Raw genomic sequence first — 25,736 nt, forward strand, 5'->3', positions numbered from 1 at the left:
TGCTACGACTGGTGCGCGGCACTGGACGAATGCCGGGGACGGGGCTAAAACGAGGCATTCCCCGGAGATTTTGATGACGCCCCGCCAACATTTTTTCGACTGCCTGCAACGTACACCGCCCGCGCTGTTCGAAGCGGCACTGTGGATTGCGGCCGAACACGATAGCGAGGTGAGTCCCGAGGGGGTGCTCAATGACTTCAGTGACCTGCAACAGCGAGTCAGTCATGGCTTGCCGATGCTGCCGGTGAGTGAATTGGCCCAGCCATTGTTGCGACGCATGAATGACCTGGGATTCGCCCAGGACGATTTCACCCCGCTGCGCCCGCAAGTGGCCTTGCTCGATAAGGTCCTGGTACGCCGACGTGGCCAGCCCCTGGCCTTGGGGCTGATTGCGCTGGAGCTGGCCAAAGGTCTGGAAATCCCCATGGTCGGGGTCAACTTCCCCGGGCATTTCCTGCTGCGCGTACCCGGTGCCGATCACCTGCTCGACCCTTGCGGCGGACGCCGGTTGTACCCCAACGATTGCCGGGAACTGCTGCACCGCCAGTACGGCCCGAACATCCAGCTCAGCGCCGAACACTTGGTCACCGCCGAACCGGTGCAGATGTTGCAAAGACTGTCGCGCAACCTGCGTCAGTTGCACCTTTCCAATGATGATTACATCGGCGCCCTGATCGACGCCGAACGCGTGCTGGAGCTGGGCAACGCCAGCGCGTCCGACTACCTGGCCCGGGCCAGCCTCTATCAGCGGCTCGATTGCCCGAACGCCGAGCGTTTCGACCTGGAGCATGCGTTGCTGCTCAGCGATGACCCGATACAGCGGATTCGACTGACGGAGCGGCTGGGGCATTTGCCGCCTAACTCCATCGTCCATTGACCTGCGGCTAATGTAGGAGCGAGCTTGCTCGCGATGGACTCGATGGCGACGCATTTTTCCAGACAGTACGCGTGATCGTTCACGTCCATCGCGAGCAAGCTCGCTCCTACATTATGGGGTATCTGGCTGGTTCGCCGGATGGGCCTGGATGAACGCCGGATGTGTGGCTGCCAGCGCTGCCACCCGGCGAATCCGTGGATACGCCTCGAGGGCAATGTTGAAGCGCTCGGCCGCGTACAGCTGCGGGATCAGGTAGACATCGGCCAGGCCCGGCAGTGGACCAAAGCAATAACCCTCATCCCCGATCAACTGCTCCACCGTCGCCAACCCCTGGCTGATCCAATGGCCGATCCACTCCATCACCTGCGTCTCATCGTGGCCCAACTGCCGAAGCTTGTTGAGCACGCTGACGTTGTGCAGCGGATGCACGTCGCAACCAATCACCGCCGCCACCCCGCGTTCATGGGCGCGAGCGGCGAGGTCTTTGGAAAGCAGCGGCACCTGTGGAAAACGTTCCTCCAGGTACTCGAGGATCGCCGGTGACTGGATCAGCAACTCGCCTTCGTCGGTGCGCAGCGCCGGAACCCGGCCTTGCGGGTTGATGCCCAGGTAAGGTGGCTGGCGATGTTCGCCACCTGACGGCGCGATCAGGTTGATCGGCAGCGCGTGGTAATCCAGCCCCTTGAGTGCCAATGCGATGCGCACTCGAAAGGACGAGGTCGAACGGTAGTAGGTATAGAGTTCCATAACCTGCTCCTCTTAACGCGCCGGCAGTACTTTGCCGCGGCACTCGCCAAAACCGATGGAGGCAAAACCCTCGCGGCTGCAACGGGCGCGCAGGATGATTTCGTCGCCGTCCTCAAGGAACTTGCGCACCTCGCCCGACGCCAACTCGATTGGCTTTTTACCGCCCTCGGTGATTTCCAGCAGGCTGCCGAACTGACCGCTTTGCGGGCCCGACAACGTGCCCGAACCGAACAGGTCACCGGCCTGCAACTGGCAGCCGTTTACGCTGTGGTGCGCCACCATTTGCGCCACGGTCCAGTACATGTGTTGTGTGTTGCTCAGCGTCAGGCGGTGGGCCGGCAGGTTTTTCTCGCGCATGGTTTCGGTGAGCAGCAGCACTTCAAGTTCGATATCGAAGGCGCCAGCGGCCTGATCGCGCTGGTCGAACAGGTACGACAGCGGCTGCGGGTCACCTTCCGGACGGGCTGGCTGTGCACGACGGAACGGCTCCAGCGCTTCGGCGGTCACGACCCACGGCGAGATGCTGGTGATAAAACTCTTGGACAGGAACGGACCCAGTGGCTGGTATTCCCAGGCCTGGATGTCGCGTGCCGACCAGTCGTTGAGCAGGCAGAAACCGGCGATATGATCGGCGGCGTCCCCGATGGCGATGGAGTCGCCCATCTCGTTGCCCTGACCGATCCAGATACCCAGTTCCAGTTCGTAATCCAGACGAGCACAGGGACCAAACGTCGGCTCGGTCTGACCGGCTGGCAAGGTCTGGCCTTTCGGACGGCGAACGTCGGTGCCGGACGGGCGAATGGTCGAAGCGCGGCCGTGATAACCGATCGGCACATACTTGTAGTTCGGTAGCAGCGGGTTGTCGGGACGGAACAATTTACCGACGTTCTGCGCATGCTCGATACCGACATAGAAGTCGGTGTAATCGTTGATTTTCGCCGGCAGGTGCATCTCGCAATTCGCCGCCAGTGGCAGCAGTTTCGCGCCTTGGGCTTCGATCTTGCCGTGCAGGGTGCTGCCTTCGGCAAACAGTTCCAGCAGGCGTTCGCGCAGAGCGACGCGAGCCTCACGGCCCAGTTCGAAGAACGCATTCAGCTGACCGCCACGGGTAGCTTCGACGGCTGCGCGGGCGGTGCCGTCGAACAGACCGGCGTCGAGCGCTGCTTCCAGATCAAAAATGTGATCACCGATCGCCACGCCGCTGCGCGGTGCGCCCCCCTCGATGCTGAACACTCCCAATGGCAGGTTTTGCAGCGGGAAATCGCTGTGGCCGTTGGCGGAGGCAACCCAGCTACGAGTGATGGAAGTCTGAGTCATGGGTTATCTCCGGGTCGGGTCGAAAGTGGCGGGCAGCGAGGCCCAGCAGGCGTCGTAGTTGTTTTGCAGTTGCGGGCAATCGAGGGCGAAACGGCTCGGACGCAGCACTTGGCTGGTCTCGAACATGAACGCCATCGTGTTGTCGATTTTCGCCGGGGCCAGTTCGGCGTTGATCGCCTTGGTGCAGGTTTCGCCGTCGGGGCCGTGCGCGCTCATGCAGCTGTGCAAGGACGCGCCACCGGGCACGAAACCTTCGGCCTTGGCGTCATAGGCGCCCTGGATCAGGCCCATGAACTCGTTCATCAGGTTGCGGTGGAACCACGGTGGCCGGAAGGTTTTCTCGGCCACCATCCAGCGCGGCGGGAAGATTACGAAATCGAGATTGGCCAGACCGTGAACGCTGGTCGGCGAAGTCAGGACGGTGAAGATCGACGGATCCGGGTGATCGAAACTGACCGTGCCAATAGTGTTGAAACGGCGCAGGTCGTATTTGTACGGCACGTTATTGCCGTGCCAGGCCACCACGTTCAGCGGCGAGTGATCGAGCTCGCAGCCCCACAATTGGCCGAGGAATTTCTGCACCAGCGTGGTCGGTTGCTTGAGGTGTTCGTAGTGCGCAACCGGGGTCAGGAAATCCCGTGCATTGGCCAGGCCGTTGCTGCCGATAGGCCCAAGGTCCGGCAGGCGTAGCGGCGCGCCGTGGTTTTCGGCGATGTAGCCGCGGGCCTGCGGGTCGAGCAATTCGACACGAAATTTCAGGCCGCGAGGCAGTACGGCGATTTCCAGCGGCTCCAGCTCCAGCACGCCCAGCTCGGTGGCGATGCGCAGCCGTCCCAGCTCAGGAACCAGCAGCAGTTCACCGTCAGCGTTGAAGAACACACGCTCCATGGAGCGGTTGGCGCGGTAGCTATAGATGCTGATCCCCGCCGGTTTTTCCGCACCTGAATTGGCGGCCATGCTCACCAGCCCATCGATGAAATCGGTCGGCTCGCTCGGGATGTCCAACGGATTCCAACGCAGCCGATTGGGGGTGACTTCACCCAATGGACCACCGGCCAATTGCCGATCCAGTTTAACGAACGCCGGGTGATTGGCCGACGGCTGAATCCGATACAGCCAGGTGCGCCGCGCTTCGTTGCGAGGCATGGTGAACGCGGTGCCGGAGAACAATTCGGTGTAGAGGCCGTAGGGGGCTTTTTGCGGGGAGTTCTGGCCGACGGGCAGTGCACCAGGCAACGCTTCGCTGCTGAATTCGTTACCGAAGCCTGACTGATAAAGCAGCGCGGGCGCCGTTGAGTCGAGGGTCATGGAGCCTCCTGAACAGGGAGTAGGCAATGGCCTGTCGCTCGATTGCAGAGGACGTTGCACGCCTGGGTTATTTTTATCGTAATTCAATTACGCATAACGTAATTTGATTGGTATTGACCGTCAAGCTATAAAGACGCCCATTCATACCGGGATCACACCGCCTCCATGGAAAAACCTACCAGCGACAGCAACGGCAAACAGAAGGTGCGCTCGGCCGAAGTGGGCACCGACATCCTCAAGGCGTTGGCCGAGTTGTCGCCATCGACTTCGTTGTCGCGTCTGGCCGAGCACGTACAGATGCCGGCGAGCAAGGTTCACCGCTATTTGCAGGCGTTGATTGCCAGCGGTTTTGCCGAACAGAACACCGCTACCAACCATTACGGTCTGGGCCGCGAAGCCCTGCGCGTGGGGCTGGCCGCACTCAACAGTATGGACGTGTTGAAAGTCGCCGCCCTGCCCCTGGCCGAACTGCGCGACGAGTTGAACGAGACCTGCTTCCTCGCGGTGTGGGGCAACCAGGGGGCAACCGTGGTGCATATCGAACCGGCGGTGCGCGCCGTGACGGTGGTGACGCAATTGGGGTCGGTATTGCCGTTGCTCAGTTCATCCACAGGCCTGGTGTTCGGCGCGTTCTTGCCCAAGCGCGAAACCGTCGACCTGCGCGAACAGGAACTGCAAACCGGCGGCGTCCATGCCCTGGCAAGCGATCAAAGCTATGCGGCGTTGTGCGAACAGATCCGCGATCGCGGCCTGCATCATGTGCATGGCTTGCTGATGCCGGGGGTCGATGCCTTGTCGGCGCCGGTGTTCAACGCCGTCGGGCGCGTCGCAGCAGTCATGACGATTGTCGGTCCGACCTCGTTGTTTCATGCCGACGAAAACGGCCCGGCGGCGCAGCGGTTGCTGGCGGCGACACGGGCCGTGAGTTGGCGGATGGGCTATGAGCCGGCTGCCGTATCCGGTTAGTCAGGTTTATTCCAGCAGCGTCTGCTCGCTGGAGTCAGGCTCGGCCAACGCCTCCTTCATGAGTTCGGTGATCACCGCCAAATCTACGGTTTTCCCACCGCATGCCGAGACAACGCTCATGCAGGTATTTACATCGCCCAACCGCTTGGCAATCAACTTCTGCGCCTGGGAGAACCCCAGTTTTCCGATGCGCAGGGTGCCCAGTTCCAGCATGCAATCCAGAAAGCTGGAAAACGCTTTTTCGTTGTCACCTTCGTGGTAAGCCAGCCCCCCCTCAAAGACCGATTTCGCCATCACTACGGCGCTCAACCCGAGACCGATGGGTGGGAAGACGCATCCTATGACGGCGACTGCCGCCACCGCAGCGTCATAGGACAACTTGGCAACAATTTCGATAAGACTGCTGGTCTGGGCATCCACCCCGTTAATGATCTGACCGATCATTTCCCGATAACACAGTGAGAAGTCGAAAACCCGGCTATTGACCTGCAGCACTGGCGGTTCGACATCGCCGCTGCTGCGCATGACGTCTTCAACGTAAGTATTGATCACTCGCTGGTCAGTGAACCGGGCACGCTTGCAGTAATAATCGCCCAAGCCGCATCGTCTAATCGACTTCGAAAAATCAGCCAAGGGTCGGAACCATCGGCCATCCGGCGCATGCGGGGTATACAACAGATCCTGAGCGTCGCCGTTGTCCATTGTGCGGAAAACATAAACACCCTGAATCCTGCGGTGCTCAACATGAAACTGGTAAACACCGTCGCGCTTGGGTGAGTCGGGATAGTCTACTGTGATGGGATCAGTGGGCTCCGGCTCGCGCAACCGGTCGATGGCTTGTTCGATTCGATCGTACTGGTCGCGCTGGAGTGCACCGCTGAACCACTCGGCCAACGCGGCCCGGCGCATTTCATGCAGTTGAACGTTTACATAAACATCGCGTTTCAGTTCATAACCAGGCGCGTCTTTATCCAGATAGTCCGAGCGCAGCATAGCGATGTATTTTTCACCCGGACGAAGCGCTTTCGACCAGTTGGCGATGTAGTCATCCAGCAGGTTCGACATGGGCGGATGACCCGGTAACAGACGAATTCGCGGATAGATTCCGGGGTTATGCACCGGACCGCTTTCTTCGGTGATGTGATGCTCTTTAATGATGAGCTGAGTCAGCGTCATCGATTGCGAGTCGTCCAATTCCACCATGATCAGATCAGGATTGACCGACACCGCCTCCCCGTTGTCCGCCATCAGATCGTCCGCCATCTTTTTCACCAGATTGAAGGCAAACTTTTCGTAACTGATCAGTCCCGCTTCGTGGCCGGCCAGCCGGGTCAGCGCTTTGAGTTCGGTGTTCAACCGGGCGAAATATTTTCGGTGATAGGACGATGCGGAGCGATAACCGGCGGGCGTGACCGTTTCCAGCTCACCCCGCAGCCAGTCGATATCAAGCGACACCCCTTGTTGGAGCACACTGCCTCCCGATGCAGACCAGACACGGCGCTTGATATCGCGCCACTGGCTTGGCAACTCCAATACAAGCCGCATGTACGATTCGATGAATTCTCGCTCAGTGGCGTGACACTGTCGGCTCAGGTAGCTGCGCCCTGCAGGCGATCCCACCCATTCGGCCACACGCAGGTTCAATTGCCTGAAGGACGGAAATTCGTGCCATGACCTGCCTTCAGGCCCTTGCGGTACATACAGCACACAACGGCCGGCTTCGCCGTCCGGTCCGCAGTAAACAATCAGGTCATGGAAAGGTTTTTCCCAGCCGTCGAACGAGACTGCTGCCACTGAATAGCCTTCGGCTTGCTGCGAGGCCAGATCAACTATTTTCAGACTTTTATCATCAATGTGTTCCTGCAGTTTCGCGCTGAACGAACTCAAGTCTGTGCGACTGTCCAAACGATCCTGCAAGGCGCGAAGAACCTCTTCGCTGCTGTACTTCTCTTCAAATTTTACTGAGTACAACGAACGCAAGCTGGTGTCGCCCAGTAAGTCCAGAAGGTCTTTCCCGGTCACGCCGGATGGCAGCGTTTCACCTTCAAGGGTAATCTCCAGCGGAACACTCGCCGGGTCATACAGACCGTTCAACATGAACTCGGGAAGCGTCAGGCGATTGCATTGGACGACCTTCTGCTTGCCGACATAAAACGTATGTCGCGCACTGACGAAGACTTGCTGTGGATCGATGACTTCGCCGCTGAGAATCTTGACAAACTCCCTGGCATAAACACGGGCAAACTCTCTGAGCGACCTGACGTCCTGAAGCAATTCATCCACCGCTTGCTCATTTTTTGCCAATGCCTGTTCCGTGTCGAAGTAATACTGGCGATCTTCTTCACTGGCCCGCTGGAGCCAATCGGGTATCTGTTGTGGTTGTACAGCCATGAGTCGTTTCGATGGCCGTAGATGTTCTTCCCGGACCGTGTCGCCCATCGTATGGTTTAAAACTTTAATACTCATGCACTAATCCTTATGCACACTTTTCCACAAAAAAAGCCTGGCAACGCTGCCAACCATGGCGGTATTGCCGGACCGATAAATGTATCGGCGGTTACAGGCTCCGGTAAGACTCGACCACCGCACGGCCAAACAAATTAACTTGCTCCACGTCCAAACCGACAACTCGATAAACGGGGTCAAATGTCCACTGCTCGGAAAACACACCGGCATAATTTTCGTCGAAGGCAGGCCATTCATCAGCCTGCACTTTCTCCATGATTGCCCAGCTCAAACTTTCCGAGTAATCAACGACTTGCTCACCCTGATCATTGATCACCATCGAATTGAGGTAGGTATCATCCGCATTAATCATGTAGCCCGTACTTTGAAAAATCTTGTTGAGTTTCGCACTCACTTCTTCGAGCAAACCAGTTTTCATAAATAGCATCCTTTCAATAAATTATGAGTCGACCAACATACACTCAAAAGACAAATACCCTTTAACCGGGCCGACGCACAACTTATAAACACCTCAACACATGAAGTACACCCCACTACTTGTATGCATTCGTAAACAGGCCATCACCACTTCAAATAACTATCCCTAATATTTTCGCCTGAGCCACGGCCTGAGTTCTACGCGCCACCCCTAACTTCCCATTGATCCGTCGCGCATGGGTTTTTACTGTATGTAACGATATAAACAACTGATCGGCTATTTGTTGATTCGAGTTTCCCTCAGCCACTAATTTAAGGACTTCTATTTCCCTCTGGCTTAGCCGGTTTTGGACCGAGGCCATCGACTCTGGAAAGCTGGCCGATTCGCTACCTCCAATGGCCTCCGGCAACCGTGGCTGGCGCAACTGAAGATCGCGCAAGGTTTGTTGAAGGTTGCAGCGCTCGACCAAAACCAATCCTTCCTGCAACGACTGCCGGGCCATGGCAGCGTCGCCCGTCAGCCAGGCGACTTCTGCTGATACCAAGTGCAATTGCGCTTGCAGCCTTAACATCCCTCGCTGTCGTGCCCACTGCAACTGGCTTTCGAGCCGGGCCAAAGGCGTTTGCGCCTGCCCCAGATTCACCTCGGCCAGCACCTGCAGATATTCCAGGCCGGGAATCAGCTCCAGCGTCGCCGGTGGCGCTTGTCGTGCCTGAGGGCCGTGATAGTGGCGCAAGACGCGGGTCAGGGCTTCGTGTGCCAACTCCGGCCGCCCCTGTTGCAACCAGAAATGGCAACTCAGGTGCAACAGGACACTGCGATACACCGTGTCCGGAATTTGCCGTTGCTGCATGACCCGTTCGGCATCACGCAGAAGGACGAACGCTTGCGCATAGTCCAGGCGATTGGCAGCGAGTTGCGCCAGACCGAGAAACCCATACAGCGCTCGTTTGTCATGGTTGCGCAGGCAGGCCTGCAATCCGCTTTCGAAATACGCGGCAGACTCCGTATCCTGGCCCTGACACAGGTTCAAACGCCCCCGATGCAAGGCAATACGTCCCATCAGCGGTTCGGCCAGAGGTTGTTGCTGCGCGAGCAAGTCGTGCATGTTGGCCAGCAAACTCTCGGCCCGGCCGCAGGCACCTCGTTGCTCGAGCAATTGCGCGTGATCGAGCTCCAGCAGACACTCAAACACCAATGAGCCTTTTGCACGGGCCAGGCACAACGCTTCACGGTTAATCGCCTGTGCAACGTCGAGTTCGCCTCTGAGCAACGCTTGCTGGGTCAGACCGGACAGGCACATCAGCCGGGCCGTCCAGAGCTCGGGGCCGAGCTCGCTGAGCGCCTCCAGCAAGTGCGCCCGTGAGCCGTCCATACGCCCCTGCAAATGTAGCAACCACCCCTGATGTGCCTGCCAGCGCGCGATCAATTGCCGTTGAAGGAGCGCCGACGGCTGAGGGGTGAAACGCGACAAATGTTCGATGCATTCGCCTGCCTGCTCGAATCGCCCGGCAAACAACAGGGTTGCGGTGATCAACCCGACCAGTTGCGGCGAGCCGAGCATCAGGTCGGCGCCTTGCTGTTCGTGTAAACGCAACAGGAGCACCACGGTCTGCTCCTCGAACAGCTGCTCGAAACTGAAATGCTGCAGCAGACTGACCGCAACCTCGAACTCTTCGGCCAGCAAGGCCTGTTCAAACGCGGCTTTCCAGTCCAGTTCGGCTGCGAACCACTGGCAGGCGCGGCGGTGCCAGGAGCGTCCGGCGGGCCACTGCTCTTCGCGCATTAACTGTGAGAGTGGGGCGAAAACCTGCTGCCAGTCTGTCGAGTCTTGCCAGGGGTCAATGAAACAACCCAACGCCTGCAAGGCACTCAGACACTGAGCGCCCTCACCCGCGCCGAACAAGTGGTCGCACAGCCGGGCATTGAAGCGTGGCAAGTGCGCCAGTACCCGCCAGGCTTCCGCAAGTTCCGGGGTCAGGCTGGCGAACAGCTCATGCTCAAGGTAATCGTGCAGCGTGTCCGCTCGACCGCTGGGTTTGTCATTGCGTGACCAGTCGCACTTTTGCAGCAGCGCCATCCGCACGCCGGCGCACCAGCCACCACTGCGCTCGAAAATTCTGTTGGCTACTTTGCGCGCCTGCGCCGGTTCCAGGTGATGCAACAGGCGTTCAATCTCGTCTTGATTGAACGCCAGCGTGGAGCGCTCGCAGTCATACAGTTCGTCATCGAGTAACAATCGTGGCCAATTACATTGCGGCCGACGGCGACCACTCAGCCACCAGGTGACCATCGGACTGTTGACGGACAACAGTCGGTCAAGCAACAGATCCAGTTCCGGGTTGGGAAGACGGCAGTAGTCATCAAGCGCCAACCAGATCGGCGTCTGCAACCGAGCGAGGGACTCAAGCAAAGCCGCTTCGTCCGACGCGCCAAGGCCCAGTGCTTGCGCGAGCAGCTGTCGAAAATCGGCCGCACTCAGCGGCTCCCCGTTCAACGGCAGCCAACAGACCCGACACTGTTCGGGCGCCTGCAACAGGCATTCGATGAGTAGTGCACTCTTGCCGCTACCGGGCGGTGCGCAGAGCAATTTCACTCGCGCGGTCGATGCCAGCAACGGCTCGATCAACCGGTCGCGAGTCAGGTGATGGCAAGACAAACGGGGCAGGAGTCCAGGACGGTCCAGACATGGCGTCATGGCAAACATAGTGGTGCGCCTTTTTATAATTGTGGCGCCACCCTAGCCCTCTCTACACAGCTTGTTGAAGAAGTATTCAACAGACTGATCGACACCTATAAAAAAGGTGACCGTAAAGTCACCTTTTTCTGTAGGGCCTGTAGGAATGGTTACCTCACCCCTGTACTCCGTAGGGCTGCCGGCGTGTAGTCCCCTGCTTTGGCATCGATACCAAACTCGAAGCTGCGCTTCTCCTCGTTCTTCATCCCCAGTGCAATGTAGCGACCGGCGATCAGGTCATACAACGCTTCAACGGTATAGGCCGGAACCTGGTGATCGTAGTAGAACTGCGCGTGCCCTTCGGCGACACGCCAGAGTTGACCACGACCGTCGTAGTGATCGGCCAGCGCCACTTGCCAACTGTCTTCGTCGATATACATGTGCCGCTTGGCATACACGTGCCGCTCGTTGGGCTTGACCGTGGCGACGACCTCCCAGACCCGATGCAACTCGTAGCGGGTCAGGTCCTGATTGATGTGCCCGGCCTTGATCACATCGGTGTACTTGAGGTCAGGCGAGTCGAGTTTGTAGCTGTTATACGGGATGTACATCTCTTTCTTGCCGATCAGCTTCCAGTCGTAGCGATCCGGAGCGCCGGAAAACATGTCGAAGTTGTCGGTAGTGCGCAGCCCGTCGGACGAAGTGCCCACACCGTCATAGGCCACTTGTGGCGCTCGCCGCACGCGGCGCTGGCCGGCGTTGTAAATCCAGGCCTTGCGCGGTTCCTTGACCTGATCGAGGGTCTCATGCACCAGCAACACGTTGCCCGCGAGCCGCGCCGGCGCGGTCACTTCCTGCTTGAAATAGCTGAGGACGTTTTCATCACTGCCCGGTTTCAAATCACCGAGCAACGAGGGCACAGCGACCTCGTCCTTGAACCGGATCACGGTGAAATCGCCGTTGGACTGTGGCGTGGCCTGGGTGATGGTGCGACGCAAATTTCCACCGTGATAACGGGTAACGTGGTTCCAGATTACTTCGACGCCGTTCTTCGGAATCGGGAAGGCGTAGTAGCGATTGCCGGTGAAATTGGCCAAGCCATTGCCGTCGTTGATTGGCGTCACGTTCAGCGCGCTGCGCTTGGCCGATTCGTTGATCTCCGGCGGCACGGCCACGGTACGATGAGTCGGATAGACCGGAATCTTGTAGGTCTCGGGGTAGCGTTTGAACATCGCTATCTGGCCGTCGGAGAGCTTGTCCTTGTACTTGTCCACCGTCGCCGCCGTGATGGTAAACAGCGGTTTTTCATTGGCGAACGGATCAGCCAGGAAACCTTTGCTGTCCACCGCGCCGGCATTTTTCGGGAGGCCGCCGGTCCAGGCCGGGATCGAGCCGTCGGCGTTTCCAGCCTTTTCACCGCCCAACGGCGTGAGGCTGGTGCCGAGGGTGTTTGCTTCTTCCGGCGACACCGCCGCCATCACGTTGGCGGCCAACAGGCTCAGGGCCAGAACGCCGCATTGCAGAATCATCTTGCGCATTGAAATCATCCTTCTCAGCCAGATCAGAAGTTCACGCCAAAGCTCAGCGCCAGGAAGTCGCGATCTACCAGGGTGTTGTAGTCACCGCCGAAGAAATCGGTGTAACTCAAGCTCGCGGTGTAGGTGTTGCGGTAGTCGGCATCTACGCCGACGCTGATCGCCTTGGCGCCTTCGTTGAACAACCCGTTGGGGCCATAACCGGACACGTCGTGCGACCAGGACAGGTTGGGTTTGAAGTTGATCCCGGCGACGACGTTGTTGTAGTCGAGGATGGCGCGGGCGCGGTAACCCCAGGAGGTCGAGGTGACGAAACCGTCGGTGTCACCGCCAAAACCGTATTGGCCGTACACCGAGTCCCGGCCGTAGCGCAGCTTGCTGCGGGACTCCAGCCCACCGACCCGGACAACCGCTGCTTCGCCCACGAGTGTCAGGCGGTCGGCGCCCGCGACCTGATCAATGAAGTGCGTCAGGGTGCTCTGGACCTGCGTGATTTCCTTGCGACGGTAGCCTTTGTTGTCAGCGCCAGGCGTCGTCGCGATAGGCGACGCCGCACCGCCCGCGATCGGGTTGAGCATTGCCAGGGTCAGGTCGGTGCTGTTGATCTGTACCGGCGCGTTGGGCCGATAGCTGATCTCGCCGGTCCACGCGGTGCCGGTGGGCAAGGTGGTGGAGAAGCTCGCGCCATAGAGGCGAATGTCTTCCGGGTATTCGAGGTAATACTGGCCGCGACCGAGCATCACACTCTGCGCGAGGCCCGATCCGCTGCCGGGTGCGACACGGTTGGCGGCGGAGACGATCCCCGGAATACTCGCCAGCGTGCTTAGGCCGGCAGTGGTGGTGCCGACGTTTGGCGTGCGACTGTGGTAATTCATGAAGTACAGGCCGTACTCGGTGTCGTCACCGAGCCAGCGCAGCGCCGTCCCCCATTGCCCGGAATCGCGGGCATCGCGGTCCCCGCCACGGGGAACAATCACCCCTTCCTTGCCGACCTCAAAGCCCTGGCCAAACGCAGCGGCGATCGGTTGCAGCGGCGCAATGGCCGGGCTCGCCACGGTGTAACCCTTATCGCAACCGTCCGCCGCCACGTCGCTGCCGAAGAACGTGCCGCAGTTGTCGAGAACCGTCTGGTCCCACTCCAATTGATAGAACGCTTCCACTGTGAGCTTGTCGGTCAGCCCCTGTGAAGCGAACAGCATGTTCACTGGAATCAGGCCTTCCTTGATTTCCGCGCCAGGACGGCGGAACGCCGACACGTCGACCGGGTTGATGCTGTTGATCGAGTTGCCGATGAAGGTACTTTCGCCCCAGCTGACCACCTGTTTACCGGCGCGGACCGTGCCCGGCAGATCGGCGATGGAATAGTTGTGATAGACGAAGGCGTCGAGGATCTGCGCACCGGAGGACTTGGCACCTTCCTTGCGGCCATGGTCACTGATCTGTTTGAAAGGACGGTCTTCGTCCTGCAACTCGAAGTCATACCAGTACTTGCCACGGACGAACACGCCGGTGTCGCCGTACTTCAATTCAAGATCGTGAATGCCCTTGAAGATCTTCGAGAAGGTTTCGCCCTTTCCGAAGTTCTGTCGCCCGTCGTCACCGGTCGACGCCTGGCCGGTGCCGCCATTGACGATGCCGACCAGGGATTGATCGGCATCGCGCATGCCCCAGCTCGCGCCAACGGACAGCGAAGAATCAAACGTCCCCTCGATTTCCCCAATGTTGAATGAAACAGCCTGCGCCTGGGCACAGCAACCCAAGGCAACCGCAGCGGCCAGCGCTTGCGGTGTGAAGATGGCGCGCATTGTTGTTTTTGTCATGCGTCTTCCCCAGTGAGTGACAGAAGGCCCCACCCTACTGCCGCCCGTTGGGGGCGATAAGCGCACCAAGGAGGTATTCGTGGTGTCGCTCGAAAGGATGAATAGCCGTCAGCAATGGAGGATTGCGCGGGGTATGGATGGGTTGGATGGAGGAACATCAGCGCAGCGCATGAACTGAATTCAACTCGCACTTGTAGCAGCTGCCGCAGGCTGCGTTCGATGTAGGAGCGAGCTTGCTCGCGATGGACTTGAGAGCAACGCGTTTATTCAGGAAGAACGCGTTATCGTTAACGTCCTTCGCGAGCAAGCTCGCTCCTACATCGAACGCAGCCTGCGGCAGCTGCTACAGTGAATGTGCTTGATCTGAAAAATCAGGACTGTTGCCCAAACTGCAACACTGCATGTCAGGAATCGCTATTTTTCCTTGGGGTTCAAATGCTTATTCTTATCAGGCTTTCACGGCAAATAGCCTGAAGCACGAAGCAATGGCGCGTGATCCGCCCGTTCCGTTAGCGAGAGATTTCAGATGAATTGAAGATTTCGATTCATCACCCGGTGTACACAGACGTTGATTTGTAGCTCCTTGATTTAACGTCTTACTTTGGCCGCTGCGTTTGCAGCGGCCTTTTTTATGGGCGATGGTTTTGCAGGAAACGAGCCCCCCGCTGCTACCTACACACACTACAGAGAGTGCCTACAGGGTTCTGTAAGCACGCGAAGCGCTACATCGAATAAGGTTAATTACAAGCCAGCTATTTGTATTAGCACGCTGACTCAAACCTAATTCATTGTGAGCAATTCCTCATGAAACCTATTAATTACAACGACCATCGCGCCACTAAAAGTTTCAACAGTCGAGTGCGCTTTCTAATTTTTCACTACACAGCAGGTAACTTCTCCAGCTCGGTCAACGCACTGACCGGACCGAATGTCAGTGCCCACTATCTGGTTCCGGACATCACTGATCCGAGCTATGTCAAAGCAGGTTATACCGGGCAGGAAGTTTTCAATCTCGTCGACGAGACCCATCGCGCGTGGCATGCAGGCGTCAGCCAGTGGGGCAATCGCAGCAATCTGAACGACACGTCTATCGGCGTCGAAATCGTCAACCTTGCAACGTTCAGCCAAGGGGTTTTCAACTTTCCGCCGTATCAGCCAGAGCAAATTTGCGCGATTGAAGAATTGGCGCTGAACATCCTTGAACGCTACCCGGATATCAGCCCGACCCGTGTTCTGGGGCACTCCGATATTGCGGCAGGCCGCAAAAGTGACCCTGGTCCGAAATTCCCCTGGCATGCACTTCACCTGAAAGGTGTCGGCGCCTGGTTCGACGATGCCACCCGGGATACCTTTCTGCAGCAATACAACGAAACCGGTATTCCCACCCGAACCAAATTACTGACGTTGTTCAAGACTTACGGTTACGACGTTTCCGACGCATCAACCGAACAAGGCTTCACACAACTTGTTCGAGCATTTCAATTGCACTTTCGCCCGGACACTTACGACGGGATCATGGATGAGCAAACGGCTGCGCGTCTGGCGGCATTGGTTCACAAGTATTTTCCTTGATGACCGTTGCAAACCAGACTCAGGTCCTGATTTCAAAGAGCAGCAAGGTCGAGAACGCTGACCTTGCTGGTTTTTTTTAAAGCGAATACCGCTGCAAATTCCCCATCATTTCCTTCAGCGCCTCAATGTTGTCCTTCGGATGCGCCGCCCCCTCGAAATCACAAATCTGCTGCCAATGCGTCGCGACATCTTCCGGCGAGAATCCGACCCTTGGATCAAACCCGGCGCCCAGGCTGCGTTCCCAGCGTACTTTGCCCATCCAGCCGCCACCGACTTCGAACAGTCCTGACGTTTCCTGGCAGTTCTCGCTGGCGAGGTACACCACCAACGGGCTGACGAGCTCCGGTTTGAGTTGTTCGAAGACTTGCGGCGGGATCAGGCCTTCGGTCATGCGGGTGCCGCCGGTGGGGGCGATGGCGTTGACCAGGATGTTGTTCTTTCGGCCTTCGATGGCGAGGGTGCGGGTCAGGCCGTAGAGGCCAAGTTTGGCCATGCCATAGTTGGACTGGCCGAAGTTGCCGTAGATGCCCGAGGTCGAGGCGGTGAAGATCACGCGGCCATAGTTTTGCTCACGCATGTGCGGCCAGGCGGCGCGTGTCACTTTGTAGGCGCCTTCGACATGGACGCGGTAAACCAGGTCCCAGTCGTCGTCTTCCATTTTGTGGAAGGTCCTGTCCCGCAGGATCCCGGCATTGTTGACCACGACGTCGACACGGCCGAAGACGTCGAGGGCGTGCTGGACGATTTTGTCGCCGTCGGTGACGGAGTCGTGGTTGGCTTCGGCGATACCGCCCGCCTCGCGAATGTCAGCCACCACGCGATTTGCCGCCGAAGCGTTGGCGCCTTCGCCCTGCGCCGAACCGCCGAGATCGTTGACGATTACTTTCGCGCCCTGCCTGGCGAACAACAGCGCATGGGCCCGTCCCAGGCCTCCACCGGCACCCGTGATGATCACGACTTTATCTTCGAAGCGCACAGACTCATTCATTGGGGGGACTCCAGCAGGCCAAGGGGACAATGAGTCCGAGTGTCAGGCACGGCGCTGCGGGTCACAACGAACACGGGGGAGGCTGAATGGTGCTTGATAAGGCTAGGGGATGATGCTGTTTGAGATTGAGATTGAGGGTGGGGTTGGGATTGGGGTGATGGGGGAAAGATCGCAGCCTCGTTTCACTCGACAGCTCCTACAGAGTAAAACGAGGCTGCGATCTTTCAGGCCCGCCTCAGGAGCAGGCCATCTTAAGCGGCGCTGAAATCAACCGGTCGCGAAACTCCAGGTAATGCTCGAGCACCTGCCCCGGCGCCTCACTCTGCGGGTAATGGCCAATGCCGGGCAGCAGCACTGTGTCGGGGTTCGGGATCAGTTCCCGATAGCGCTCGACCATGTGTGCGCCGGAAATCGGATCAACCTCGCCATCGATCACCCGCAGCGCCACTTCACCGCGCTGCATGGCGGCGACCCAGCGATCACGTTGGGCACGTCGTTCAGGGATGTAGGCGATCAGTTTGTGCAAAATCCGGGGCCCGTGATTGCTGTCGACCAGGCTCCAGAAATCGTCCATCTCGCTTTCCGAGGGGCGACTGTCAGGACCAAAAACCTGCCGAAAACTCTTCACCAGAGCGTCACGTGAAAAGGCCCGGCCGATCATCCAGCCCAACGGGCTGAGTAAAAGCTTTTGCATCAGTATCGGGCGATGAGTTTCGGGAAACAGGCCGCCATTGAGGAACACGCAACTGGCGATATGAATACGCGCTTCGTAATGCCGGGCCAACAGCTCCTGCGCCACGCTGTCGCCATAATCGTGGGCCAGCACGTGCACCGGCTGTTCGACCTTCAAGTGTTCCAGCAGTGCCTGTTGCAGATCGGCTTGCTCCAGCAGCCTGTACTCGTGATTCACCGGTTTGGCGGAATCACCGAAGCCGAGCATGTCACACGCAATGACTCGATAGCGCTGCGTCAGCGGCTGCCAGAGGTAATGCCAGTCCCAACTGGCGGTCGGGAAGCCATGAATGAGCAACAGCGGCTCACCCTGCCCCGCCGTCCAGTAACGGATGGCCTGGCCACGGAATACGAACGTCTGGCCGCGTTTGCGCCAGACACACAGGGGGATCTCGGCGAGTGGCATTAGAGTTTATACCCTGGGTCTTGTTTATCGAGTTTGCGCAGTAGCGCTGGCCAGGCCAGTGCCCCTCCCATCCCTTGAGCACTTCGGGTGACGCCGGCAATCATCGCCTTGGCGCCCGCCAGAATCTGCGGTTCGATAGCGATCAGCTCGGCGCCACCGTTTTGCGCCAGCACCTGGATATCGCAGGCGCGCTGGAAGGTGAACATCATCAGGAACGTGTCCGCGATGGTGCCGCCACAGGTCAGCAGACCGTGGTTGTGCAGCATCAGGAAATTGTTTTCACCAAGGTCGGCTTGCAGTCGCGCCTTCTCTTCAGGGTTCAGCGCAACGCCTTCGTAGGCGTGATAAGCCAGGCTGGACAGAACAAACAACGACTGCTGGCTGATCGGCAAAACGCCTTGCTTCTGCGCCGACACCGCGACCCCGGCCGCCGTATGCGTGTGCAGCACACAGACGACATCGTGACGAACCTCGTGCACGGCGCTGTGAATCGTGTACCCCGCCGGATTGATCTCGTAGGGACTGTCCATCAGCTTGTTGCCGGCCTGATCGACCTTGACCAGACTGGACGCGGTAATCTCGTGAAACATCAACCCGAACGGGTTGATCAGAAAGTCTTCGGTGCCCGGCACCTTGGCCGAGATGTGCGTGAAAACCAGATCATCCCAGCCATGCAGGGCGACCAGCCGATAGCAGGCCGCCAGATCGACTCGGGTCTGCCACTCGGCGGCACTGACCTGGCCTTTGACACTGTCGGGGGATTGGACGGGGGTTACGCTCACGACAAGGACCTCCTGGTTCTTATTGTTTTACTGACGTAACAGCAGTCTAGTCAGACCCCGAGATTGTAGTAGTTGCATTGGCAGCCAGCTTGATGGCCGTGCGAGTCAGCAGGGCGCCGAGCGTGGATCCCTGTCAAAGTACCGCCGCCAGACATACCGCTACGAGCCATTTCAGGGGCGCCGTCCTACCCCTGACCCGCCCTGCCGGTCAGCCTCGCAGCGCGACCACCAGCTCTGCCAGCCAAGGTTCTGCGTCTGTTTCAGGCGTCACGCTTTCGCTGGCGTCCAGGCGCAGCATCGGCAGGACCTCGCGAATGCCCAGCTCGCCGAACAATTCACGCATCAACTCACCCCCGCCACAGAACGTGTCGCCATAACTGGCGTCGCCCAAGCCAATCACTGCGCCCGGCAAGCCACGCCAGGCAGCAGGCAACTGATCGCGAATCGTCGAATACAGCGGTTGCAAGTTGTCCGGCAACTCGCCCATGCCGGTGGTCGACGTCACCGCCAGCAAGGCTTCGGGGCCAAAAGCCAGAATATCGGCGAGACTCGCACGCGGGTTGTGCCAGGTTTCAAAGCCAGCGGTTTTCAAAATGTTCGCGGCGTGGCGGGCGACTTCTTCAGCCGTGCCGTACACCGAACCGGAAAGGATGGCGACTTTCATCAATCTGTTCCTGAAGCTGATTTAAAGGACGGGATATTAACAGCCGAAGCCAAAAAGCTGCGATCCGCTCTCATTTAGCGTTGATGGCCAGTACACACTGCCCAGTGTTCTTCTAGACTGCAGACCTTAATCAATCTGGAAAGGACTCTCCGATGATCAACGCCCAACTGCTGCAAATGGTAATCAACGACTCCAACGACGGCATCGTGATTGCCGAAAAGGAAGGCGAGCACGACAACATCCTGATTTACGTCAACCCGGCGTTCGAACGCCTGACCGGTTACACCCGCGATGAAATCCTCTACCAGGATTGCCGTTTTCTCCAGTCAGGAGACCGCGACCAGGAGGCACTCGCGCTAATTCGCGAGGCGTTGCGCAGCGGCGGCTCCTGCCGGGAAATCCTCAGAAATTACCGCAAGGACGGCACACCGTTCTGGAACGAGCTGTCCCTTTCGACTGTGAAAAACCCGGGCGATGGGCAGACGTACTGTGTCGGTGTGCAGAAAGACGTCACCGCTCAGGTCAAGGCACAGCAGCGAGTAGCGCAGCTGGAAGCGCAATTGGCAGAACTCCAGACTGAACTTGCCGCACTCAAAGCGACGAACGGTAAAAACAAAACCTCGAATTAATTGTCATTAACTACAATCACCGAAGACTTTGTAACTAAACCTTTCGAGCAAGCCATGCAACGTGACGCACTCCTGACCCAGGATGAGCTGGATTTTATCCAGAAGATGCAACACAACCCGCAGCTCAATGTGCGGGATGCAACGTCGAGCCTGCTGGTTAACGGTGGATCGCAGATCCGTGACTTGCTCACGCGCCTGGCGGCTCATGAGCAAGTGACCATCCAGGCCAACTTCGAAAATCAGCAAATGACGTTTCCCCTGCACCTGGTGGAAGACGAATTTCACGCCCTGCATTTACGCCTCGGCGTACCCAGCATCTATGAAGACGGTCCGTTGGTACGGCCTTGGCGGCTGGTACTCGAAGAGCCGGTAGCCCTGGAAAATGCCAGCGGCCAACCCGGCACGATGTGGGTGCATGAAGTGTCGTTCAAAGGGGTTTTGCTGGAAGTTCGCAACAAGACCAAACCGCCAAAACATTTCGCCTTGTGGTTCAGCCCGTCAGGCTATGAGCGGATCGCGTTGCGCGGCACGTTCGAGAAAGAAACCGAGAATGGCTTCTACGCCTACCAGTTGAGTCAGAGTGACACGGACGAAACCGAGCGCCTGCGCCAGTACATCCTGCAGCAACATCGGTTGACGCATCCCGCACTGCATCTCTGAGTCTCAAGTATCCAGATTACCGGCCAGGAACTGTTTCAGACGCTGGCGCATCATCACACCCTCGTTACCCAGACAACCAATCGACGACCCAGCCAGGCTCGCTTGCGCCAGATCAGCCGCATCGCCCGCCAGAAACAACTGGCAATCAAGGCCCAGCGCCAAGCGATTCAAACGCCGTGTCAGGTCAGGCGCCGGCGCATGGTTGGACAACAGCACCAGCGCCTGGGGCTTTATCCGCTCGCAGACGAGGGGCAACTCGTCGAATGGCTGACTGACAGCCAGCACCTGAATCGCTGAATCGACACCGCTCAGAAACAGCGCCGCCACCAGCACCTCGAATTCGTGGCACTGACCTGCCAACGCGCAGACAATCACTCGCCGAGGTTGCATGACACGCACGAGCAGCAGCCGTTGCAACACACGAGAACGCAGAAAACCATCCAGGAAAAGCCACTCGCTGGTCTGACCGAACGCTTCCTGGCGCCGCAGCAATTGCTTCCAGAGCGGAATCAGAATGTCCTGAAATACCACGGTCAGTGGGTAACTGGAAAAGATCTGTCCGTAGACTTGCTCCAGTTGAACCTCGTCAAACGCAATCACCGCCGCCTGAACCTGCTGTTGCCATTGGGCGTAGTCGGCGAGTACGAGTTCATTGGGAATGATCTGCGCCAGCGCCTTGAGCGGTTCGGTTTTGGCCAATATCTTGCCAATTTTGCTCACCGCGACACCGCGCTCTATCCAGCCAAGGATGCTGCGGACCTTTTCGATGTCGGCCATCGAATACAGACGATGCCCACTTTCGGTGCGCGTGGGCTGGATCAGGCCATAGCGACGCTCCCAAGCCCGGAGTGTGACGGGGTTGATTCCGGTCAGACGCGCCACCTCACGAATCGGAAACAGGTCTTCCTGCTCGAGGGGAAGACCGGGCAGCAAACCAGAGACAACGTCATTCAAGACAGGCATTAGGGTTGTCTACGTCCAGGGATCAATTGGATCCCATTCTACCTCTCATTCTCCCTGACCATTCAAGCCATTGATCAACGTTTGTTGACTGACACACCGTCATCGCGAGCAAGCTCGCTCCCACAGAGGATGTCTCACCCATAGGTAGTCGACTCCCGTCGCTGGTATAGTTTTGCTCTTACCGCGACGCGAGCCGTTCATGACCACATCTTCCGCTCCGATTCTCATCACCGGTGCCGGCCAGCGTGTCGGCCTGCACTGCGCGCAACGATTGCTGGAAGACGGCCATCCGGTGATTTTCAGTTACCGCAGCGAACGCCCTGGCGTACAAACCCTGCGCGATCTCGGGGCGACAGCGGTATTCGCGGACTTCGCGACCGAAGCCGGGATCTTCGCGTTCATCGGCGAACTGAAAACCCACACTGACAGCCTGCGGGCGATCGTTCACAACGCTTCCGAATGGCTGGCTGAAACGCCGGACACCGACGCTGCAGCCTTCACCCGCATGTTCAACGTGCATATGCTGGCGCCCTACCTGATCAACCTGCACTGCGCCGACTTGCTGCAACGCTCGAACCCGGCCGACATCGTGCACATCAGCGACGACGTGACCCGCAAGGGCAGCAGCCGGCACATCGGCTACTGCGCCAGCAAAGCCGGGCTCGACAGCCTGACCCTGTCCTTTGCCGCGAAATATGCGCCGACGATCAAGGTCAACGGTATCGCGCCAGCCCTGCTACTGTTCAAGCCTGACGACGACGACGCGTACCGCACCAAGGCGCTGGCGAAGTCCGCGCTGGGGATCGAACCCGGTAGCGAAGTGATCTACCAAAGCCTGCGTTATTTGCTCGACAACCCTTATGTCACCGGCACGACCCTGACGGTCAACGGCGGACGGCACGTCAAATAAGTTGCCCCCGCGAGGATGTTTCATGACGTTATCCCTGCCCCAGAACGCCCTGTCCCAGAGCTACCGCGAGATCCTCATCGGACTCGGTGAAAACCCGGACCGCGAAGGCCTGCAAGACACCCCCGTACGCGCGGCCAAGGCCATGCAGTATCTATGTCATGGTTACGAACAAAGTGTCGAAGAGATCGTCAACGGTGCGCTGTTCGCGTCCGACAACGATGAAATGGTCATCGTCGACAACATCGAGCTGTACTCGCTTTGCGAACATCACATGCTGCCCTTCATCGGCAAGGCGCATGTCGCTTATATTCCAACGGGCAAGGTGCTGGGCCTGTCGAAGATTGCACGACTGGTGGACATGTTCGCCCGCCGCCTGCAAATCCAGGAAAATCTCACCCGGCAAATCGCCGAAGCGGTGCAACAGGTGACCGGCGCGGCTGGCGTGGCGGTCGTTATCGAAGCCAAGCACATGTGCATGATGATGCGCGGTGTCGAGAAACAGAATTCAACCATGAACACCTCGGTGATGCTCGGCGCCTTCCGCGATTCGAGCAACACCCGCCAGGAGTTCCTGCAATTGATTGGACGGAGCAAGTAGCAATGCCACAACTTCAACCAGGAATGGCACGCATCCGGGTCAAGGACCTGTGCCTGCGCACCTTCATCGGGATCAACGAGGATGAAATTCTCAACAAGCAGGATGTGCGGATCAATCTGACCATTCTATACGCGGCCCAGGACGCGGTGCGTGACAACGACATCGATCACGCGCTGAATTACCGAACCATCACCAAGGCAATCATCGCCCACGTGGAGGGTAATCGCTTCGCGCTGCTCGAACGCCTGACCCAGGAGTTGCTGGACCTGGTCATGGCCAATGAGTCGGTGCTGTACGCCGAGGTCGAAGTCGACAAACCCCACGCCCTGCGCTTTGCCGAGTCGGTGTCGATCACCCTGGCCGCGAGCCGCTGACCGCGTCTGGCGCATTGTTCGCCAGGCTTTTATCATCACGCCAACGATTTAAAAGCACAGAGCCCGCCATGAACGATCAACAACGCCTGGAACTCGAAGCCGCCGCTTTTCGCCGGCTGGTCGCCCACCTGGACAGCCGCAAGGATGTACAGAATATCGACCTGATGAACCTCTCGGGTTTCTGCCGCAACTGCCTGTCCAAGTGGTACAAGGCCGCCGCCGACGAGCGCCAAATCGACGTCAGCCTCGATGACGCCCGTGAAGTCGTCTACGGCATGCCGTACGCCGAGTGGAAAGCCCAATATCAGCAAGAAGCCAGCGCCGAACAACATGCGGCGTTCGCCAAAGGAAAACCCAATGAGTGATTTGAACACCCTGCGCGCCAGCCTCAACAGTGGCGAACACGCTTTCGCCGACACCCTGGCCTTCATCGCCGCCGGTTACGACTACCAGCCTCAGGCGTTCAACAACGGCGGCGTGGAAAACGCCGCCGGGCAGAACGAAGGTTCGTGCAAGACATTGGGGTTGGCGCTGCTGGAAGGGCTGAGCGACGAAGAAGCGCTGTTGGCGTTCGGCGAGCATTATCGCTCGGTGGTGGCCACGCCAGAAGGCAGCGATCACGGCAACATCCGGGCGCTGATCACCCATGGATTGGCCGGCGTGAAGTTCACTCAACAGCCGCTGACTCGCCGCTGATTCAAGATCAACCTCTGTAGGAGCGAGCTTGCTCGCGAAAGACGTTAACGATAACGGGTTCTTTCTGAATAAACGCGTTGCTCTCAAGTCTTTCGCGAGCAAGCTCGCTCCTACAGTTGATTAGCGACACATCCCGACTTTTAAGATTGACCCGGCGACTTTATTTCGTTTGCCGGGCACCTCTGCTCACGGCTTAGATAAAAAGAAGCATCCCTTCTTCTGAGTCAGGCAATTATGAGCAGCGAAAACATCAGTCGGTCGATCAACATCGTGCACCCCGTCACGCTCAGCCACGGCAAAAATGCCGAGGTCTGGGACACCGATGGCAAACGCTACATCGACTTTGTCGGCGGCATCGGGGTGTTGAACCTCGGCCATTGCCACCCGCGCATCGTCGAAGCCATTCGCGAACAGGCCACCCGGCTGACCCACTACGCGTTCAATGCCGCCCCGCATGCCCCCTACCTCGAACTGATGGACCGTCTTACCGCGTTCATTCCGGTGGATTACCCGGTCAGCGGCATGCTCACCAACAGCGGCGCGGAAGCGGCTGAAAATGCGCTGAAAATCGTCCGTGGCGCAACCGGTCGCACCGCTGTCATCGCCTTTGACGGTGCCTTTCACGGCCGCACGCTCGCCACCCTCAATCTCAACGGCAAAGTCGCGCCCTACAAACAAAAAGTCGGGGTGCTGCCGGGGCAGGTGTACCACCTGCCCTTCCCCAGCAAAGACAACGGCGTGACCTGCGCCGAGGCGCTAAAGGCCATGGACCGACTGTTCAACGTCGAAATCGACGTCGATGACGTCGCCTGTTTTATTGTCGAACCGGTTCAGGGCGAAGCCGGCTTCCTGGCGATGGACGTGGCGTTCGCCCAGGCACTGCGAACGTTCTGCGATGAAAAAAACATTCTGTTGATCGCTGATGAAATCCAGTCCGGCTTCGGCCGCACCGGGCAGCGTTTTGCGTTTTCGCAACTGGGCATCGAGCCGGACCTGATCCTGCTGGGCAAAAGTATCGCCGGCGGCGTGCCGCTGGGCGCGGTTGTGGGGCGTAAATCCTTGCTCGACATCCTGCCCAAGGGCGGCCTGGGCGGTACTTATTCAGGCAATCCCATCGCGTGTGCCGCGGCGTTGGCGACCCTGGACGAAATGACTGACGCGAACCTGCACGCCTGGGGCGCGCAACAGGAAGAAGCGATTGTCAGTCGTTACGAAGCCTGGCGCGCCAGCAAGATTTCACCCTGTCTCGGGCGCCTGACCGGCGTCGGTGCAATGCGCGGCATTGAACTGACCAATGCCGACGGCACACCGGCCTCGGCGCAATTGACGCAACTGCTGGCGTTGGCCCGCGACGCCGGTTTGCTGCTGATGCCCAGCGGCAAGTCGCGCCACATCATTCGGCTCCTGGCACCGTTGACCACCGAAGCGGCAGTGTTGGAGGAAGGGCTGGATATTCTCGAGGCGTGCCTGGCAAAGCTTTCCTGAACAAGCAAACCGCGATCCGGGACTGACATAGCGAATTATGGTCGCTTGTCGTCCCAGAAATTGCTCCGCAATACTGGCCAAACACCGCAACGCATCATGTAGGAGCGAGCTTGCTCGCGATGGACGTTAACGATAGCGCGTATTTT

General features: G+C 58.5%; 24 protein-coding genes. 11 read left to right on the forward strand and 13 right to left on the reverse strand.

The window, feature by feature from the left end:
• Positions 1 to 73 precede the first annotated feature (73 nt).
• On the forward strand, positions 74 to 877 hold the full coding sequence (locus JFU37_RS08180) for a SirB1 family protein (RefSeq protein WP_201114825.1): 804 nt from the start codon (positions 74 to 76) through the stop codon (positions 875 to 877).
• Between the two features lie 111 nt (positions 878 to 988).
• Here the strand turns inward: JFU37_RS08180 and maiA are convergent, their stop codons facing one another.
• Genes maiA through hmgA form a run of 3 tightly spaced genes read right to left on the reverse strand, consistent with a single transcriptional unit; the run spans position 989 to position 4,249 of the window.
• Positions 989 to 1,624: a maleylacetoacetate isomerase gene (gene maiA, locus JFU37_RS08185; RefSeq protein ID WP_201114826.1), complete on the reverse strand. Its 636-nt coding sequence runs from the start codon at positions 1,622 to 1,624 to the stop codon at positions 989 to 991.
• A 12-nt stretch (positions 1,625 to 1,636) separates the two neighbouring features.
• Positions 1,637 to 2,941: a fumarylacetoacetase gene (fahA, locus tag JFU37_RS08190; RefSeq protein WP_201114827.1), complete on the reverse strand. Its 1,305-nt coding sequence runs from the start codon at positions 2,939 to 2,941 to the stop codon at positions 1,637 to 1,639.
• 3 nt (positions 2,942 to 2,944) lie between these two features.
• The gene (hmgA, locus tag JFU37_RS08195) at positions 2,945 to 4,249 is read right to left on the reverse strand and encodes a homogentisate 1,2-dioxygenase (RefSeq protein ID WP_201114828.1); all 1,305 of its coding nucleotides are present in this window, start codon (positions 4,247 to 4,249) and stop codon (positions 2,945 to 2,947) included.
• A 165-nt stretch (positions 4,250 to 4,414) separates the two neighbouring features.
• Here hmgA and JFU37_RS08200 point away from each other — a divergent pair, with 165 nt between their 5' ends.
• The gene (locus JFU37_RS08200; RefSeq protein ID WP_201114829.1) at positions 4,415 to 5,215 is read left to right on the forward strand and encodes an IclR family transcriptional regulator; all 801 of its coding nucleotides are present in this window, start codon (positions 4,415 to 4,417) and stop codon (positions 5,213 to 5,215) included.
• Between the two features lie 6 nt (positions 5,216 to 5,221).
• Here the strand turns inward: JFU37_RS08200 and JFU37_RS08205 are convergent, their stop codons facing one another.
• The 5 genes from JFU37_RS08205 to JFU37_RS08225 form a co-directional block, all read right to left on the reverse strand.
• The gene (locus JFU37_RS08205; RefSeq protein WP_242485720.1) at positions 5,222 to 7,606 is read right to left on the reverse strand and encodes a dermonecrotic toxin domain-containing protein; all 2,385 of its coding nucleotides are present in this window, start codon (positions 7,604 to 7,606) and stop codon (positions 5,222 to 5,224) included.
• Positions 7,607 to 7,772: 166 nt separating this feature from the next.
• Complete coding sequence (locus JFU37_RS08210) at positions 7,773 to 8,099, reverse strand: hypothetical protein (protein WP_201114830.1); 327 nt, start codon at positions 8,097 to 8,099, stop codon at positions 7,773 to 7,775.
• A gap of 151 nt (positions 8,100 to 8,250) precedes the next feature.
• The gene (locus JFU37_RS08215) at positions 8,251 to 10,806 is read right to left on the reverse strand and encodes a LuxR C-terminal-related transcriptional regulator (RefSeq protein ID WP_201114831.1); all 2,556 of its coding nucleotides are present in this window, start codon (positions 10,804 to 10,806) and stop codon (positions 8,251 to 8,253) included.
• A 140-nt stretch (positions 10,807 to 10,946) separates the two neighbouring features.
• Complete coding sequence (locus JFU37_RS08220; RefSeq protein ID WP_201114832.1) at positions 10,947 to 12,314, reverse strand: DUF1329 domain-containing protein; 1,368 nt, start codon at positions 12,312 to 12,314, stop codon at positions 10,947 to 10,949.
• A gap of 23 nt (positions 12,315 to 12,337) precedes the next feature.
• Positions 12,338 to 14,131 carry a DUF1302 domain-containing protein gene (locus JFU37_RS08225; RefSeq protein WP_201114833.1) on the reverse strand — a complete coding sequence of 598 codons (1,794 nt, stop codon included), beginning with the start codon at positions 14,129 to 14,131 and terminating at the stop codon, positions 12,338 to 12,340.
• Positions 14,132 to 14,935: 804 nt separating this feature from the next.
• Here JFU37_RS08225 and JFU37_RS08230 point away from each other — a divergent pair.
• On the forward strand, positions 14,936 to 15,703 hold the full coding sequence (locus tag JFU37_RS08230; protein WP_201114834.1) for an N-acetylmuramoyl-L-alanine amidase: 768 nt from the start codon (positions 14,936 to 14,938) through the stop codon (positions 15,701 to 15,703).
• Between the two features lie 76 nt (positions 15,704 to 15,779).
• On the opposite strand, the gene JFU37_RS08235 is transcribed toward JFU37_RS08230, so the two are convergent.
• The 4 genes from JFU37_RS08235 to JFU37_RS08250 all read right to left on the reverse strand — a co-directional run bounded on the left by JFU37_RS08235 (position 15,780) and on the right by JFU37_RS08250 (position 19,275).
• Positions 15,780 to 16,691: an SDR family oxidoreductase gene (locus tag JFU37_RS08235; protein ID WP_201114835.1), complete on the reverse strand. Its 912-nt coding sequence runs from the start codon at positions 16,689 to 16,691 to the stop codon at positions 15,780 to 15,782.
• A gap of 235 nt (positions 16,692 to 16,926) precedes the next feature.
• Complete coding sequence (locus JFU37_RS08240; RefSeq protein ID WP_201114836.1) at positions 16,927 to 17,829, reverse strand: alpha/beta fold hydrolase; 903 nt, start codon at positions 17,827 to 17,829, stop codon at positions 16,927 to 16,929.
• The gene (locus tag JFU37_RS08245) at positions 17,829 to 18,611 is read right to left on the reverse strand and encodes a class II aldolase/adducin family protein (RefSeq protein WP_201114837.1); all 783 of its coding nucleotides are present in this window, start codon (positions 18,609 to 18,611) and stop codon (positions 17,829 to 17,831) included. Before JFU37_RS08245 ends, JFU37_RS08240 begins: the two co-directional genes overlap by 1 nt.
• 208 nt (positions 18,612 to 18,819) lie before the next feature.
• A complete protein-coding gene (locus tag JFU37_RS08250; protein ID WP_201114838.1) occupies positions 18,820 to 19,275 on the reverse strand; it encodes a flavodoxin in 456 nt (151 codons plus the stop codon).
• A 152-nt stretch (positions 19,276 to 19,427) separates the two neighbouring features.
• Between JFU37_RS08250 and JFU37_RS08255 the strand changes: the two genes are divergently transcribed.
• A complete protein-coding gene (locus tag JFU37_RS08255; RefSeq protein ID WP_201114839.1) occupies positions 19,428 to 19,904 on the forward strand; it encodes a PAS domain-containing protein in 477 nt (158 codons plus the stop codon).
• 54 nt (positions 19,905 to 19,958) lie between these two features.
• Complete coding sequence (locus JFU37_RS08260) at positions 19,959 to 20,564, forward strand: hypothetical protein (protein ID WP_201114840.1); 606 nt, start codon at positions 19,959 to 19,961, stop codon at positions 20,562 to 20,564.
• A 3-nt stretch (positions 20,565 to 20,567) separates the two neighbouring features.
• Here JFU37_RS08260 and JFU37_RS08265 read toward each other — a convergent pair whose 3' ends face one another.
• Positions 20,568 to 21,527, reverse strand: a complete 960-nt coding sequence (locus tag JFU37_RS08265) for a MerR family transcriptional regulator (RefSeq protein WP_201114841.1) — start codon at positions 21,525 to 21,527, stop codon at positions 20,568 to 20,570.
• Between the two features lie 199 nt (positions 21,528 to 21,726).
• Here JFU37_RS08265 and folM point away from each other — a divergent pair, with 199 nt between their 5' ends.
• The 6 genes from folM to JFU37_RS08295 all read left to right on the forward strand — a co-directional run bounded on the left by folM (position 21,727) and on the right by JFU37_RS08295 (position 25,590).
• A complete protein-coding gene (gene folM / locus JFU37_RS08270) occupies positions 21,727 to 22,437 on the forward strand; it encodes a dihydromonapterin reductase (RefSeq protein ID WP_201114842.1) in 711 nt (236 codons plus the stop codon).
• Between the two features lie 22 nt (positions 22,438 to 22,459).
• Positions 22,460 to 23,035 (forward strand): GTP cyclohydrolase I FolE, encoded by a 576-nt coding sequence (gene folE / locus JFU37_RS08275; protein ID WP_201114843.1) that lies wholly within the window; start codon positions 22,460 to 22,462, stop codon positions 23,033 to 23,035.
• A gap of 2 nt (positions 23,036 to 23,037) precedes the next feature.
• A complete protein-coding gene (gene folX, locus JFU37_RS08280; protein ID WP_201114844.1) occupies positions 23,038 to 23,409 on the forward strand; it encodes a dihydroneopterin triphosphate 2'-epimerase in 372 nt (123 codons plus the stop codon).
• A 68-nt stretch (positions 23,410 to 23,477) separates the two neighbouring features.
• On the forward strand, positions 23,478 to 23,774 hold the full coding sequence (locus tag JFU37_RS08285; RefSeq protein WP_150710189.1) for a DUF1244 domain-containing protein: 297 nt from the start codon (positions 23,478 to 23,480) through the stop codon (positions 23,772 to 23,774).
• Positions 23,767 to 24,105: a HopJ type III effector protein gene (locus JFU37_RS08290; RefSeq protein WP_201114845.1), complete on the forward strand. Its 339-nt coding sequence runs from the start codon at positions 23,767 to 23,769 to the stop codon at positions 24,103 to 24,105. The genes JFU37_RS08285 and JFU37_RS08290 overlap by 8 nt, the downstream gene beginning before the upstream one ends.
• Positions 24,106 to 24,339: 234 nt before the next feature.
• The gene (locus tag JFU37_RS08295) at positions 24,340 to 25,590 is read left to right on the forward strand and encodes a 2-aminoadipate transaminase (protein WP_201114846.1); all 1,251 of its coding nucleotides are present in this window, start codon (positions 24,340 to 24,342) and stop codon (positions 25,588 to 25,590) included.
• Positions 25,591 to 25,736: the final 146 nt, after the last annotated feature.

Origin of the sequence: Pseudomonas sp. TH41 (assembly GCF_016650695.1) — a bacterium.
Lineage (GTDB): Bacteria > Pseudomonadota > Gammaproteobacteria > Pseudomonadales > Pseudomonadaceae > Aquipseudomonas.

Excerpts from the sequence above, each read along its gene's own strand:
- JFU37_RS08215 (WP_201114831.1), bottom strand. The coding sequence starts at position 10,806 with ATGTTTGCCATGACGCCATGTCTGGACCGTCCTGGACTCCTGCCCCGT.
- maiA (WP_201114826.1), bottom strand. The coding sequence starts at position 1,624 with ATGGAACTCTATACCTACTACCGTTCGACCTCGTCCTTTCGAGTGCGC.
- JFU37_RS08225 (WP_201114833.1), bottom strand. The coding sequence starts at position 14,131 with ATGACAAAAACAACAATGCGCGCCATCTTCACACCGCAAGCGCTGGCC.
- fahA (WP_201114827.1), bottom strand. The coding sequence starts at position 2,941 with ATGACTCAGACTTCCATCACTCGTAGCTGGGTTGCCTCCGCCAACGGC.
- JFU37_RS08255 (WP_201114839.1), top strand. The coding sequence starts at position 19,428 with ATGATCAACGCCCAACTGCTGCAAATGGTAATCAACGACTCCAACGAC.
- folX (WP_201114844.1), top strand. The coding sequence starts at position 23,038 with ATGCCACAACTTCAACCAGGAATGGCACGCATCCGGGTCAAGGACCTG.
- folE (WP_201114843.1), top strand. The coding sequence starts at position 22,460 with ATGACGTTATCCCTGCCCCAGAACGCCCTGTCCCAGAGCTACCGCGAG.
- JFU37_RS08290 (WP_201114845.1), top strand. The coding sequence starts at position 23,767 with ATGAGTGATTTGAACACCCTGCGCGCCAGCCTCAACAGTGGCGAACAC.
- folM (WP_201114842.1), top strand. The coding sequence starts at position 21,727 with ATGACCACATCTTCCGCTCCGATTCTCATCACCGGTGCCGGCCAGCGT.
- JFU37_RS08250 (WP_201114838.1), bottom strand. The coding sequence starts at position 19,275 with ATGAAAGTCGCCATCCTTTCCGGTTCGGTGTACGGCACGGCTGAAGAA.
- JFU37_RS08210 (WP_201114830.1), bottom strand. The coding sequence starts at position 8,099 with ATGAAAACTGGTTTGCTCGAAGAAGTGAGTGCGAAACTCAACAAGATT.
- JFU37_RS08235 (WP_201114835.1), bottom strand. The coding sequence starts at position 16,691 with ATGAATGAGTCTGTGCGCTTCGAAGATAAAGTCGTGATCATCACGGGT.
- JFU37_RS08285 (WP_150710189.1), top strand. The coding sequence starts at position 23,478 with ATGAACGATCAACAACGCCTGGAACTCGAAGCCGCCGCTTTTCGCCGG.
- JFU37_RS08260 (WP_201114840.1), top strand. The coding sequence starts at position 19,959 with ATGCAACGTGACGCACTCCTGACCCAGGATGAGCTGGATTTTATCCAG.
- hmgA (WP_201114828.1), bottom strand. The coding sequence starts at position 4,249 with ATGACCCTCGACTCAACGGCGCCCGCGCTGCTTTATCAGTCAGGCTTC.
- JFU37_RS08265 (WP_201114841.1), bottom strand. The coding sequence starts at position 21,527 with ATGCCTGTCTTGAATGACGTTGTCTCTGGTTTGCTGCCCGGTCTTCCC.
- JFU37_RS08295 (WP_201114846.1), top strand. The coding sequence starts at position 24,340 with ATGAGCAGCGAAAACATCAGTCGGTCGATCAACATCGTGCACCCCGTC.
- JFU37_RS08230 (WP_201114834.1), top strand. The coding sequence starts at position 14,936 with ATGAAACCTATTAATTACAACGACCATCGCGCCACTAAAAGTTTCAAC.
- JFU37_RS08180 (WP_201114825.1), top strand. The coding sequence starts at position 74 with ATGACGCCCCGCCAACATTTTTTCGACTGCCTGCAACGTACACCGCCC.
- JFU37_RS08200 (WP_201114829.1), top strand. The coding sequence starts at position 4,415 with ATGGAAAAACCTACCAGCGACAGCAACGGCAAACAGAAGGTGCGCTCG.
- JFU37_RS08220 (WP_201114832.1), bottom strand. The coding sequence starts at position 12,314 with ATGCGCAAGATGATTCTGCAATGCGGCGTTCTGGCCCTGAGCCTGTTG.
- JFU37_RS08205 (WP_242485720.1), bottom strand. The coding sequence starts at position 7,606 with ATGGCTGTACAACCACAACAGATACCCGATTGGCTCCAGCGGGCCAGT.
- JFU37_RS08240 (WP_201114836.1), bottom strand. The coding sequence starts at position 17,829 with ATGCCACTCGCCGAGATCCCCCTGTGTGTCTGGCGCAAACGCGGCCAG.